This window comes from Streptomyces sp. NPDC003300, from assembly GCF_040610915.1.
Lineage (GTDB): Bacteria > Actinomycetota > Actinomycetes > Streptomycetales > Streptomycetaceae > Actinacidiphila.
Window position 1 is genome coordinate 386,935 of the sequence record NZ_JBEXNE010000006.1, and the last position, 13,460, is coordinate 400,394.

General features: G+C 72.9%; 9 protein-coding genes and 1 pseudogene. 8 read left to right on the forward strand and 2 right to left on the reverse strand.

The window, feature by feature from the left end; all coding sequences use genetic code 11:
* The first annotated feature begins 190 nt into the window (after positions 1-190).
* Together malQ and ABZX65_RS12555 are read left to right on the forward strand one after the other, a co-directional pair.
* Complete coding sequence (gene malQ, locus ABZX65_RS12550) at positions 191-2,404, forward strand: 4-alpha-glucanotransferase (protein ID WP_355337177.1); 2,214 nt, start codon at positions 191-193, stop codon at positions 2,402-2,404.
* A 48-nt stretch (positions 2,405-2,452) separates the two neighbouring features.
* Positions 2,453-2,704: a hypothetical protein gene (locus ABZX65_RS12555; RefSeq protein ID WP_188282296.1), complete on the forward strand. Its 252-nt coding sequence runs from the start codon at positions 2,453-2,455 to the stop codon at positions 2,702-2,704.
* A gap of 172 nt (positions 2,705-2,876) precedes the next feature.
* On the opposite strand, the gene ABZX65_RS12560 is transcribed toward ABZX65_RS12555, so the two are convergent.
* Positions 2,877-3,392 (reverse strand): MarR family transcriptional regulator, encoded by a 516-nt coding sequence (locus ABZX65_RS12560; RefSeq protein ID WP_355337179.1) that lies wholly within the window; start codon positions 3,390-3,392, stop codon positions 2,877-2,879.
* 137 nt (positions 3,393-3,529) lie between these two features.
* Between ABZX65_RS12560 and ABZX65_RS12565 the strand changes: the two genes are divergently transcribed.
* Positions 3,530-4,864, forward strand: a complete 1,335-nt coding sequence (locus ABZX65_RS12565) for an MFS transporter (protein WP_355337181.1) — start codon at positions 3,530-3,532, stop codon at positions 4,862-4,864.
* Positions 4,865-5,167: 303 nt separating this feature from the next.
* Here the strand turns inward: ABZX65_RS12565 and pepN are convergent, their stop codons facing one another.
* A complete protein-coding gene (gene pepN / locus ABZX65_RS12570) occupies positions 5,168-7,741 on the reverse strand; it encodes an aminopeptidase N (RefSeq protein ID WP_355337183.1) in 2,574 nt (857 codons plus the stop codon).
* A 410-nt stretch (positions 7,742-8,151) separates the two neighbouring features.
* Here pepN and ABZX65_RS12575 point away from each other — a divergent pair, with 410 nt between their 5' ends.
* The 5 genes and pseudogenes from ABZX65_RS12575 (at position 8,152) to ABZX65_RS12595 (ending at position 13,294) form a co-directional block, all read left to right on the forward strand.
* Positions 8,152-8,451, forward strand: coding sequence for a hypothetical protein (locus tag ABZX65_RS12575; RefSeq protein ID WP_355337185.1), 300 nt, complete (start codon positions 8,152-8,154; stop codon positions 8,449-8,451).
* A 68-nt stretch (positions 8,452-8,519) separates the two neighbouring features.
* A pseudogene (locus ABZX65_RS12580) lies at positions 8,520-9,015 on the forward strand (hypothetical protein); the annotation flags it as partial.
* 36 nt (positions 9,016-9,051) lie between these two features.
* Positions 9,052-9,360 carry an immunity 53 family protein gene (locus tag ABZX65_RS12585; protein ID WP_355337259.1) on the forward strand — a complete coding sequence of 103 codons (309 nt, stop codon included), beginning with the start codon at positions 9,052-9,054 and terminating at the stop codon, positions 9,358-9,360.
* A 506-nt stretch (positions 9,361-9,866) separates the two neighbouring features.
* The gene (locus tag ABZX65_RS12590) at positions 9,867-10,721 is read left to right on the forward strand and encodes an ABC transporter ATP-binding protein (RefSeq protein ID WP_355337187.1); all 855 of its coding nucleotides are present in this window, start codon (positions 9,867-9,869) and stop codon (positions 10,719-10,721) included.
* The gene (locus tag ABZX65_RS12595) at positions 10,718-13,294 is read left to right on the forward strand and encodes an FtsX-like permease family protein (protein ID WP_355337189.1); all 2,577 of its coding nucleotides are present in this window, start codon (positions 10,718-10,720) and stop codon (positions 13,292-13,294) included. The genes ABZX65_RS12590 and ABZX65_RS12595 overlap by 4 nt, the downstream gene beginning before the upstream one ends.
* The last annotated feature ends 166 nt before the right edge of the window (positions 13,295-13,460 follow it).

Genomic DNA, 13,460 nt, shown 5'->3' on the forward strand with positions numbered 1-13,460 from the left:
CCCTTTCGGCGCGTCGCGGACGGGCCGCGGGCCGCCTTCCGGAACTCCCCTCGAACGAGCGGCGCGGCGCGCCTCCGGGTACAGCGCGCGGCGTCGGGGTAGGGGTCAGTGCGGCTCCCGGGACAAACCCGTGCGAGCGAGGACGCGTGACCGACCGATCAACCCCTTGACTGACGAATGCGGAGGCCCGATGGACCGGGTGCGGCTTGCCGGGCTCTATGGCGTGGACGTGACGTACCGGCCGGCACCCGGGCGGGAGGTCCCGGTGCCGGAGGAGACGGTCGTCGCCGTCCTCGCGGCGCTCGGCGTGGACGCCTCGACGCCCAGCGCGGTCAAGTCCGCCCTCACGGCGTACGAGACGCGCCGGGCCAACCGGCTGCTCCCGCCGTGCACGGTGCTCAGATCGGGCCGCGGCACACTCGCGCAGGCGCTGCGCGCACTGCCCGAGGACACCCGGCTCACCGTCGAGACCGAGACGGGCGAGGCGCTGGACCCCGCCGTGACGCCCCCGCCGGGGCGGTACGCGCTGCGCGCGGCCACCGCCGACGGACGTACCTCCAGAGGCGACCTGATCGTGGCGCCCGAGCGGCTGGCGGGCCCGACGGGACGCGCCTTCGGCTTCATGGCGCAGCTCTACTCCACGCTCTCGCAGCGCTCCTGGGGCATGGGCGACCTCGGTGACCTCGCCGACCTCGCCGCCTGGTCGGGACGGACGCTGGGCGCCGGATTCGTCCAGATCAACCCGCTGCACGCGGCCGTCCCCGGCCCGCCCACCGACCCCTCCCCGTACCGCCCGTCCTCCCGCCGCTTCCCCGACCCGGTGTACCTGCGGATCGAGGAGGTGCCGGAGTACGCGTACCTGTCCGGCGAGGCCAGGGAGAAGGCCGACGCGCTGTCCCGCAGGGCCGCCGCGCTGCGCGACACCGTGCTGCTCAAGGACGCGCTGATCGACCGGGACGCGGTCTGGGCGCTGAAGGCCGAGGCCCTGGAGCTGCTGCGCGAGGTGCCGCTGAGCCCCGGCCGCCGCGCCGCCTACGTCGACTTCCTCGCCGAGCAGGGCCAGGCCCTCGACGACCACGCCACCTGGTCCACCCTGGCCGAACTGCACGGCGCCGACTGGCACAAGTGGCCCGCGGGGCTGCGCGACCCGCGCTCGCCGCAGGTCGCGCGGGCCCGCAGCGAGCACATGGACCGGGTCGACTTCCACTGCTGGCTGAGCTGGCTGACCGACGCCCAACTCGGCGCCGCGCAGCGGTCCGCGCGGGACGCGGGCATGACCATCGGCGTCGTGCACGACCTGGCCGTGGGCGTGCACCCCGCCGGTTCCGACGCCTGGTCCATGCAGCACGTCCTGGCCACGGGCATGTCGGTGGGCGCACCGCCCGACGCCTTCAACTCCCGCGGCCAGGACTGGGGTCTGCCGCCCTGGCGCCCCGACGCGCTGGCCGCGACCGGCTACGCGCCGTACCGCGACCTCATCGCGCGGATGCTGCGGCACGCGGGCGGCCTGCGGATCGACCACGTCATGGGGCTGTTCCGGCTCTGGTGGGTGCCGGAGGGCCGCCCGCCGACCGAGGGCGCCTACGTCCGCTACGACGCGGAGGCGATGCTCGGCCTGCTGGCCCTGGAGGCGCACCGCGCGGGCGCGGTGGTGATCGGCGAGGACCTGGGCACCGTCGAGCCCGGCGTACGCGAGGAGTTGGCGGGCCGCGGCATCCTCGGCACCTCGGTGATGTGGTTCGAACGCGATTACGAGGGGACCGGGCCCGAGGGCGGCGACGGCCGTCCGCTGCTGCCCGAGGCGTGGCGCGAGTCGTGCCTGGCGACCGTCACCACCCACGACCTGCCCAGCACGGCGGCCCGGCTCACCGGCGAACACGTCGAGCTGCGGCACCGGCTCGGGCTGCTGACCCGCCCGCTCGCGGAGGAGGAGGCGGCCGACGCCGCCGAGGTCGCGGAGTGGCTGGCGCTGCTCGGCCGGCTCGGGCTGCTGCCGGAGGGCGCGGTCGACGAGGAGGCGGTGGTGAAGGCCGTTCACCGCTTCCTGGCGCGTACGCTCGCGAGCATGGTCGGCATCTGGCTGCCGGACACGGTCGGCGACCGCCGCCCGCAGAATCTGCCCGGCACCTGGGACCAGTACCCGAACTGGCGGCTGCCCGTCGCCGACGCCGACGGCACCCCGCTCACCCTGGACCGGATCGCCGTCTCGCCGCGGCTGTACGCGCTCGTGGACGACGTACGGCAGGCGATGGCGGAGGCGGGGGACACGGCGGTCGCGGCGGCGGCCGGGAGCGCGGCGACCGCCGGGGCCGGGGCCGGGGCGGCCGTCGCGGCCGGGAGCGGGCCGGCCGTCGTGGCCGGGGCGGGGGCGGCGGAACACCCGGAAGGCCCGGAACACCCGTAAGGACACCCCGGGCGCGCGGCCCGTGAGGGGCTTCACTACATTGAGGGCGTGGACAAGAAGCTCACCAAGAAGGCCGTGCGCGCCGGAGTCATCACCGCCGGTACGACGCTCATGCTGCTCATGTCGACCCCGGCGTTCGCGCTCGCCCGCGACGACGGCGACGACCCGGGTTCCGGCCTGAGCGTCATCGAGACGCTCAGCCTGTTCGTGCTCGCCCCGCTCGTCCTGTTCGGGGTCATCGCGGGTCTGGTCATGGTGACCGACAAGACCCGCAAGGAGCAGGAGCACCCGAAGCAGTAGCCGCGGCACTCGGCCCTCGGGCCCCTTCGCCCCCTCGGCGCCGGACTTCCCGGCGCGCCAGGGGGCTTTGTGCTGCCCGCGCGGCGTCGGGCGCGCGGGCGGGAGACGGGTCCGCGGGTGGCGGGTCTGCGCGTGACGGGTCTGCGCGTGGCGGGTCCGCGGGTGGCGGGTCTCAGCGCCGGGCGCCCGGTTCCGCCGACGCGGCCAGCAGCAGCCGCAGCAGGTCGGCGAGCTGTTCCGCCTGCGCCGGTTCGACGGCGTCGAGCGTCGCCTTCTGGAGGGCGAGCCCGGCGCCGACCGCCTGGTCGATCACCCGCAGCCCCTTCTCGGTGAGGGAGACGCGCAGACCGCGGCGGTCGTTCGGATCGGGCGCGCGGTCCAGCAGCCCGGCCCGCTCCAGCTTGTCCAGCCGGCCGGTCATCCCGCCGGTGGTGAGCATCAGGGCGGCCGAGAGCTGCCGGGGCGAGAGGGTGTACGGCTCGCCGGAGCGGCGCAGCGTCGCCAGCACGTCGAACTCGCCGCGGCCGATGCCGTACCGCTGGTACTCCTTCTCCATCCGGTCGCCCATCAGGCGCGCGATCCGGTAGATCCGGCCGAAGACGGCCATCGGGAGCGTGTCGAGGTCCGGGCGCTCGGACTTCCACTGACCGGTGATGGCGTCGACGACGTCGAGGGGTTCCTGAGTCATGGCCTCAGTATCGGGGCGGGGTCGCTCGACGGCAAGAAAGTAGCTTACAAGTAAGTAGCTTAGTGCTAAGCTATCTTCTGTCGACCTGACCGGTCGGCCTTCGTTCGGAACCGGAACCGGGATCGGGGAGCTTCACCATGTCGCTGCCGCGTACGCGAGCCACCACCGCACGACCCGCCGCCGCCCGGATTCCGGGGGAGCGGGCCCTGCTCGGGGCGATGGGCGTCGACTCGGTCGGCTCCGGGATGTACATCCCCTTCAGCCTGGTCTTCTTCCACCACATCACCGGGCTCTCCTTCGCCGTGGTCGGCGCCGTCCTGACCGTCGTCGGGCTCATCGGCATGGGCGCCCTGCCGCTCGCCGGGACCGCCGTCGACCGCTACGGCGCCCGCCGCGTCCAACTCCTGCTCTACGGGGTGCGCGGCGCCGGATTCGCGCTCTATCCCTTCGCGACCTCGCTGCCCGCCTTCGCTGTCGTGGCCCTCGGCACCGCTTTCGGCGACCGCGCCTTCCCCGCCGTCCAGCAGGCGTACATCGGCGAGGTCGCGAGCGGCGTCGACCGCGACCGCCTCCAGGCCGCCGCCCGCGCCCTGCGCAACGCCGGGCTCGGCGCCGGGGCGCTGCTCGCCTCGCTGGTCATCACCGTCGCCGGTGACCGCGGCTTCACCGCTGCCGCCTGGCTCAACGCGCTGAGCTTCGGCGTCGCCGCCCTGCTGATACGGAGTATCCGCGCCTCGCGGGTGCCGGACGGTTCCGCGACGGCCGAGCGGCCCGCCGCCGCCGGTTACCGTCTCGTCCTCGCCGACCGGGCCTTCCTCGGCCTCACCGCCGCCAACTTCCTCACCGCGCTGGGCTATTCGGCCCTCGCCGTGCTCTTCCCGCTCTTCATCGCGGGCACCCTGAACGGCCCGCAGTCGCTGACCGGCGCGGCCTTCACCGTCAACACCGTGCTGTGCGCCGTCGGCGGCGTCCACGTCGCCGGGCGCGTCCGCGGGCGCGGCGCCCGCCGCACCCGGTCCGCCGCGCTCGGCGCGGTGATCTTCGCCGCCGCCTTCGTGGGGCTCGGGGTGTTCGGCGCGGTACGGCCGCAGGCCGGATGGGCCGTCGCCGGCGGGGTGTTCGCACTGGTGGCGCTCTACACGGTCGCCGAACTGGTGCACAATCCGTCCTCCAGCGCGCTCGCCGTCGCCGCCGCCCCCGAGGCTCTGCGCGGGCGCTACATGGCCACCTACCAGCTCTCCTGGTCCCTGGCCGCGACCCTCGCCCCTTCCCTCTTCACGGCCCTCTTCGCCGCCGACTCCCGGCTTCCCTGGGCCCTGCTCACCCTCACGGCGCTCTGCGCCGCCGCCCTTCTCCTCCGCCTCGAGCCCCGCCTTCCCGCTGCCGCGGTCCGCCTCGCCCCCCTCCCGGCGCCCCCTTGCCCAGTGCCTCCCTGCCCGACGCCCACCCCGACCCCGGCCCTCGCGGCCTAGCCATGGGTTCACCTCGCGCGGGACCTGGTCTTTCGGGACGCGGCCCCGGTGGGTTCACCTTGCGAGGGGCCTGGTTTTCAGGGGCGCGGGGAACTGCGCGACAAGCCCCCACCGGCGGGTGGTCCGGCGACAAGCGAACTGCCCCGCCGGGGCGGGTGGTGACCCGCAGGAGGGCGGCAGCCGCACATCGAACGCAGCCCCGTACCCCCTGAAAGATGGGGCCGCCGCCCTGGCGGAAGAACCGCACCGGGGCCCCGGACCGCGAAGGCGGTCCGGGGCCCCGGTGGCAAGAAGGCCGGACGGTCAGCCGGCGGCGGCGGCGTCGGCGGCCTGGGCGCGCAGCGAACGCTCCACGCTGGAGCGGGACTCCACGACCAGGCGACGCAGCGCCGGGGCCGGATCGGCCGACGCCAGCCAGGCGTCGGTGGCGTCCAGGGTGGCCTGCGAGACCTGGAGAGCCGGGTAGAGGCCGACCACGATCTGCTGGGCCATCTCGTGGCTGCGCGAGTCCCACACGTCCTTCACCGTCGCGAAGTACCGCTCGGTGTACGGGGCCAGCAGCTCGCGCTGGTCGGTCTGCACGAAGCCGCCGATCACCGCCTCCTGCACGGCGTTCGGCAGCTTGTCGTCCTCCACGACAGAGGCCCAGACCGCCGCCTTGACCTCGGCGCTCGGCCGCGCCGCCCGTACCGCCGCGGCGTGCTGCTCGCCCGCCGAGGTCGGGTCGAGCGCCAGCTCCGCGTCGATCGCCTTCTCGTCCGCGCGGCCGGTCGCCGCGAGCCGGGACAGCAGCGCCCACCGCAGATCCGTGTCGACGGCCAGTCCCTCGTACGTCACCGTGCCGTCCAACAGCCCGGCCAGTACATCCAGTTGGGCGTCGGTGCGGGCCGCGAGGGTGAACGCGCGTGCCCAGGCGAGCTGGTGGTCGCTGCCCGGCGCCGCCGTCCGCAGGTGCTCCAGCGCCGCCTCGGTCCACCGCGCCAGGCCGGTGTCGCGCCAGGCCGGGTCGGCGTACAGGTCGAGCGCCAGCTTCGCCTGCCGGTGCAGCGACTGCACCACACCGATGTCGGTCTCCTTGCCGATGCCCTGCAGCACCAGCTCCAGGTAGTCACGGGCGGCCAGTTCGCCGTCCCGCGTCATGTCCCAGGCCGACGCCCACACCAGCGCGCGCGGCAGCGACTCCGTGAAGTCCCCGACGTGGTCGCGGACCACGGCCAGCGACTGCTCGTCCAGCCGCACCTTCGCGTACGACAGGTCGTCGTCGTTGAGCAGGATGACGGCCGGGCGCGGCGTCCCCGCGGGGAACGGCACCTGCGTCGACTCGCCAACGACGTCCAGCTCGACGCGCTGGGTCCGTACCAGCTTGCCGTCCACGAGGTCGTACGCGCCGACCGCGATCCGGTGCGGGCGCAGCACGGCCTCGCCCTTCGCGCCGACGGGCAGCGCCGGGGCCTCCTGCCGTACCGCGAGCGAGGCGACCGTACCGTCCTCGGCCACCGTCACCTCCGGCCGCAGCACATTGATGCCCGCCGTCTCCAGCCACGCCTTCGACCAGGTCTTCAGGTCGCGCCCCGAGGTCTCCTCCAGCGCGCCGAGCAGATCCGCCAGCCGCGTGTTGCCCCACGCGTGCCGCTTGAAGTACGCCTGCACGCCCGCGAAGAACTCGTCCTCGCCCACGTACGCGACGAGCTGCTTCAGCACCGAGGCGCCCTTGGCGTACGTGATGCCGTCGAAGTTGACCAGCACGTCGTCCAGGTCGTTGATCTCCGCCATGATCGGGTGCGTGGACGGCAGTTGGTCCTGCCGGTACGCCCACGTCTTCATCGAGTTGGCGAAACTCGTCCACGAGTGCGGCCACTTCGAGCCCGGTGCGTACGCCTGGCAGGCGATCGAGGTGTACGTGGCGAACGACTCGTTCAGCCACAGGTCGTTCCACCACTCCATGGTGACCAGGTCGCCGAACCACATGTGCGCCAGCTCGTGCAGGATCGTCTCGGCCCGCGTCTCGTACGCGGCGTCCGTGACCTTCGACCGGAACACGTACTGGTCGCGGATCGTCACCGCGCCCGCGTTCTCCATCGCGCCCGCGTTGAACTCCGGCACGAAGAGCTGGTCGTACTTCGGGAAGGGGTACGCGTACGCGAACTTCTCCTCGAACCAGTCGAAGCCCTGCCGGGTGACCTCGAAGATCGCCTCGGCGTCCAGGTACTCCGCCAGCGAGGGACGGCAGTAGATGCCCAGCGGCACGCTGCGGCCGTTCCCCTCCCAACTGCTGTGCACCGACGCGTACGGGCCGACGATCAGGGCCGTGATGTACGACGAGATGCGCGGGGTCGGCGCGAACACCCACACGCCGTCCGCCGGGGGCTCGGGCGTCGGGGAGTTGGAGATCACCGTCCAGCCGGCCGGGGCCTGGACCGTGAAGGCGAAGCTCGCCTTCAGATCCGGCTGCTCGAAGCTGGCGAAGACGCGGCGGGCGTCCGGTACTTCGAACTGCGTGTACAAATATGCTTGCTTGTCGACCGGGTCGACGAACCGGTGCAGGCCCTCGCCGGTGTTGGTGTACGCGCAGTCCGCGACGACCCGCAGCTCGTTCTCGCCGGAGCGCAGGCCGGGCAGCGCGATCCGCGAGTCCTTGAACGCGGCTGCCGCGTCCAGGGGCTCGCCGTTGAGCACCACCTCGTGCACGAGGGGGGCGACCAGGTCGATGAACGTTTCCGCTCCCGCCTCGGCGGCCTCGAACCGTACGGTGGTCACCGACCGGAAGGTGCCGCCCTCCTGGGCGCCGCGCAGGTCCAGCTCGATGTCATAAGCGTCCACGGTGAGCAGGCGCGCACGCTCCTGCGCCTCCTCACGCGTGAGGTTCGTACCAGGCACGGTGGCCCACTCCTTCTCGTCAGATGAGACGCCCATCCTCGCACGGCACGTTTCCGTTCCACGGCTCGCCGCCAGGGCTTTGTCTTTTCCCGCCCCGCCCACCCGTGCGGGTGCTTTGTCGTCTGCGGGTGCCGCTTGTGCCTGGTCGGTGCCGGTCCGGGGCACCTCCTCGAAATGCGGCTGCCTGCCCCCGCGTATCCGGCACCCTCCCTGTCACCGCATTTCTGCGGGGGCACCCCGGCCCGTCCCCTCCCGGTACGTCGGCGTCCGACGGTCCGCTGTGGCTGAGGAGGAGGGGGTGGATGGGGGCCGGGTTCTGGGCGGCTGGCGGGTGGGCTGTTGGTGATCGTCAGCCGGGTCGGGTGGAATGGGGGTGTTGATCACTCTCATGCGATGGGCGAGGAGCTGGCGTGGCCCGATGGATGGTCCTGATAAGTCCGGTCGGCGGTTCGCCTCACGGGCCCTATCGGGTTGACACCCTCACCGAGTTCGAGGCCAGCCATGAGGAGGCGCCGGGCGTCTTCCTCAACCTGGTGAACACCTTCGACCGCGACGTGCGCAAACCCCGGCGCAGGCAGGCGTTCAAGTGCTCCGAGCGGACATACGTCCTCCGTGTCGAGGGCTACATGAAGCAATTCGAGTACCGCTTCGAGCTTGCCGAACTTGTAGCCGACACCGCTGCCCCAGACCTTCCCGACACCATCCAGTAGCCCGATTCGCCTAGGGCCTGTCCGGCGGATCTTTGTGACCATCTGATGATGTGGTCGTTGTTCTGGTCGTGCGGCGGGGTGATCCGACCAACGACGAGTGGATGCGGTTTGAGTCGCTTCTGCCGAAGTCTGGGGGGTTGGGGCGGGCGTTGGTGCGATCACCGGCGGGTGATCAACGGGATCCTTTGCCGGGTCCGTACTGGAGCATGGTCAGCATCAATTCCACCTCGTGCCGTGCTGATCAACATGCCACGGGGGCGCCTCGCGGACGTCCGCGTGTCCCGAAAAAAGGTCAACGCCCCGGCAGCACCGGTCCGGCGAAGGACTCAAATCAAGCACACCACCCCGAGCCCAAAGGCCAGCGGGCCAAGCGCCGAAGCCGCGGCGGTAAAGGGTGCCGACCCGCCGGCTTCGACAAGGAGATGTACAAGCGACGCAACACGGTCGAGCGCACGGTCAACCAGCTCGAATAAACACTTCAGGGCCGTCGCGACGCGCTACGACAAGCGGGCCTATGTCTTTCACGGGATGGTCACCGTCGCAGCGATCCGACTCTGGCTGCGGGCCCGATCCGTCGGACAGCTTCTAGCATCTGCGTCTATGTCCAAATCCGAGCATGTCCTTGACTGGTTGCAGAGCTGGTACGCCTCACAGTGCGATGGCGACTGGGAACACGGATGGGGCGTGAAGATCGAGACGCTCGACAACCCGGGCTGGGCCGTGACGATTGATCTTGAGGAGACGGACTTGGCGACCCGGGAGTATTCCCCACAGCGGGTCATGCGAGGTGAGCACGACTGGGTGATGACTCGGACGGCCGAGGGGGCGTTTCACATCGCGTGTGGACCCGGCAACCTGACCGAGGCCCTTTCACTGTTCCAGGTCTGGGCAACAGCGAGAGTCCAGTAAGTGATGTGACCGGCGGGGCCGTCACCCTGTCAGCATGGGTCGACCACCCCACCCCCTTTCCCCGGCAACCCCCTCGGCGGCCGGACGCCGACGCACCCCAGCCCACCCACCCCCGCCCCGGCACCCCCACCGGCAGGCGGGCGCCGACGCACCCGAGCCCGCCCACCCCCCTCCGGACCGTCGGACGCCGACGTACCGGGAGGGGACGGGCCGGGGTGCCCCCGCAGAAATGCGGTGACAAGAGGGGTGCCGGATGAGCAAGGCCAGGTAGCCGCATTTCGAGGAGGTGCCCCGGACCGGCACCGACCAGGCACAAGCGGCACCCGCAGACGAAGAAAACACCCGCACGGGTGGGCGGGTGGGCAAGACAAGACAACGGCGGCAGCCGTCACGCCGGGACGGGGGTTGTCCCCACCATGGGGACGCCAGGGGACGCCATGGTTCGGGGGAGCGCGGCTCCGTAGCGTCGAGAGGGTCGGGAAGCGAACTGAGCTGAGGGGAAAGAGATGGCGTCGCGGCGCGAACGCAAGCGGGCACAGAAGGCGGCGGACGCCGAAACGACAGGCACGCCGGCCACGGCGGACGCGGCGTACGCGCCGTACGCGGTGGAGCTGAGAGGAGTGCGGCGCACATACGGCCGCGGCGAGGCCGCGGTACACGCGCTGCGCGGCATCGATCTGGGGCTGCCCCGCGGCAGCTTCACGGCGGTGATGGGCCCCTCCGGCTCGGGGAAGAGCACGTTCCTCCAGTGCGCGGCCGGACTGGACAAGCCGAGCGCCGGGCAGGTGCTGCTGGGCGGGGTGGAGATCACCGCGCTGAGCGAGAAGCGGCTGACGGAGCTGCGGCGCAGCCGCATCGGGTTCGTGTTCCAGTCGTTCAATCTGCTGCCGTCGCTGACCGTGCAGCAGAACGTCCAGCTCCCGCAGCGCCTGGCGGGCGAGCGCCCCGACCGGCGCCGGGTGGCGGAGCTGCTGGCCCAGGTGGGCCTGGAAGGCCACGGAAGGCGCCGCCCCGGCCAGCTCTCCGGCGGGCAGCAGCAGCGCGTGGCCATCGCGCGGGCGCTGGTCACGGAGCCTGACGTGATCTTCGCGGACGAGCCGACGGGGGCGCTGGACACGGGGACGGCCCGCGAGGTGCTGGGGCTGCTGCGGCACGCGGTGAACGGGCTCGGCGCGACCGTGGTGATGGTGACGCACGACCCGGTGGCGGCGTCGTACGCGGACCGCGTGCTGTTCCTGGCGGACGGCTCGTTCGCTGACGAGCTGTGGCACCCCGAGCCGACGGCGGTCGCGGACCGGATGGTGGCGCTGACCCAGCGCGAGACCGGGCGCGGTGCGGGACGGGTGGGGGCGGCGGCATGAACGGCCTGGCCCGCGCCTCCGTGCGCTTCAGGCCCGCGTCTTTCGTGGGCACCTTCGTCGCGCTGCTGTTCGCGTCCGCCGTCATCACGGCGTGCGGCAGCATGCTCCAGACCGGGATCACGGCGCATGTGAAGCCGGTGCGGTACGCGGCCACGCCCGTCGTGGTGGCGGCCGACCCGTCGGCGCGGATCACCACGGGGCACGGCGACGACGCCGACAGCGACGCGGCGTCGCTGCCGGACCAGCCCCGCGTGGACACGGCGCTCGCCGACCGCATCGTCCGCGCGCCGGGCGTGTCGGCGGCCGTACCCGACACGGCCTTCCCGGTGCAGTCGAAGACGCTGCCGCCGCTGACCGGCCGCGACTGGTCCGCCCACGCGATCGACGCGAGCATGGTGGTGCGGGGGCGGGCACCCGGTACGGGCGAGGTCGCCCTGTCGGCGGCCACCGCCCGGGCGGCGCACGTCGGCGTCGGCGACACCCTCACGCTGACCGCCCCGACGGGCGCGACCACGTACAAGGTCTCGGGCCTGACCGACACGGAGACCAGCACCGGCGCCGGCGCGAAAGACGGCACCAGGGCAAGCGCTACAACAAGCGCCTCGGCCTACTTCGCCGACCCCGTCGCCGACCGCCTGTCGGGACACCCGGGCCGCACCGACGCCATCGCCGTGCTGCCCGCCAAGGGCGTGAGCACGGACGAGCTGGCCCGGCAGGTGAAGGCCGCGGTCAAGGGCGCCCCCGGCGACCCGGCGAAGGTGCGCACCGGCGACGGCCGCGGTCTCGCCGAGCACCCGGAGCTGGCCGAGGGCAAGGAGATGCTGACGGCCATCGGCGCCTCGTTCGGCGGGATCGCCACGGCGACGGCCGTGTTCGTGGTGATGGGCACCGTCGCGCTGGCGATCGGCCAGCGCGGCCGGGAGATCGCGCTGCTGCGCGCCGTCGGCGCGACCCCGCGGCAGATCCGCCGCACCGTGGCGACCGAGGCGATGCTGGTGGCGCCGATCGCGGGCGCCGCGGGCATCCTGCCCGGCGTGGCGCTGGCCCGCTGGTGGGTGAGGCAGCTCGTCCACCGGGACGCCGTCCCGGCCGGGGTGACGCTCAGCACCGGCTGGATCCCGATGGTGAGCGCGGTCGGCGCGGGCCTGCTCGCGGCGCTGGCCGCCGGATATCTGGCCGCCCGCCGCCCGTCGAAGGCCCGGCCGAGCCAGGCGCTCGGCGAGGCCGCGGTGGAGCGCCGCAGGCCCGGCGTCATCAGGACCGTGCTCGGCGCCGCGGCCGTCGCGGGGGGCTGCGTCCTGGCCGCCGTCGCCGCGCACACCACGGGCGAGGACGCCGCGAACGTCGCCCTCGGCATCGTCTTCTGCTTCATGGTCGGCGTGGCCTTCCTCGGGCCCGTCGTGGCCTGGGCCGCCGCCGCGCTGCTCGGCCTGCCGCTGCGGGCGGGCGGCGCCGCCTCGCAGCTCGCCGCCGCCAACAGCCGGGCCAACGCCCGCAGGCTGGCCTCCGCGATCACCCCGATCGTGCTGGTCACCGCCTTCTGCGGCACGCTCCTGTGCATGCAGGGCTCGCTCAAGCACGAGGCTGCCCACCAGATCAAGGACGGCGTCGTCGCCGACCAGGTGCTCGGCTCGTCCGGCGCGGGGGTGCCCGCCGACACCGCGCAGCGCGCCGCGAAGGTGCCCGGCGTGGACGGCGCGGTCGGCGTCCTGCGCACCGGCGCGCTCTACCGGGCTTCCGGCTCGCTCAACTCCGCGTCCCTGCTGGGCGTTTCCGGAGACCCGGGCAAGCTGCCCGATGTCCTCCAACTGGGCGTCAAGACCGGCTCGTTGAGCGCGCTGACCGGTGACGGCCGGACCGTCGCCGTGGATTCGCTGCTCGCCGGTACGGCGAAGGTGAAGGTCGGCGACCGGATCCCGCTGTGGCTCGGCGACGGCACCCGGGTGCGGCCCACGGTCGTGGCGACGTACGAACGCGGCCTGGGCATCGGCCAGTTGCTGATGCCGCGCACGGCGGTCGCCGACCACGCGCGGACGGCGTACGACACGCAGGTGCTGGTGCACGACGCGCCCGGCGCGGACCGTACGGCCGTCGCGCGGGACCTGTCGCGGCTGGGCGTCGCCGGGCTCACGGTCACCGACCGCGCCGGGTACCGCCAGCAGGCCGACAAGGAGCTGGAGTTGAACGCCTGGGCGAACAGCGTCATGGCCGCCGTCCTCGGCGGATTCGCCGCGGTCGCCGCCGCGAACACGCTGGTGATGACGGTGCTGGACCGGCGCCGCGAGGTCGCGCTGCTGCGGCTGGCGGGCACCACGCGCCGCCAGGTGCTCGGCATGGTCCGCCTGGAGGCGCTGCTGGTCGCCGCGGCCGGGCTGCTGATCGGCGGTGCCATCGCGTGGATCACCCTCGTCCCGATCGCCCGCGGTCTGACCGGCGCGAGCCCGTACATCCCGCCGGGCACGGCTCTCGGCCTCGCGGGCGCCGCGACGGTCATCGGCCTGCTCTCCACCGCCCTTCCGGCCCGCGCGCTGCTGCGCGCCAACCCGGCGGCGGCGGGCGCGGCCCGCGAATAGCCCACCGGACACGGTGAGTTGACCGCGTTCGGTGCACGCGGACAGGGCGGCCGTCAGGAAGACGGCCGCCCTGTTCACGTACGTACCTCAGCCCGCGTCCGGAATTTGTCGTGCCCGAATACCGGGACGCTCCCGATGAGCTTTGTGGTGCGTGAGTGAATTACTC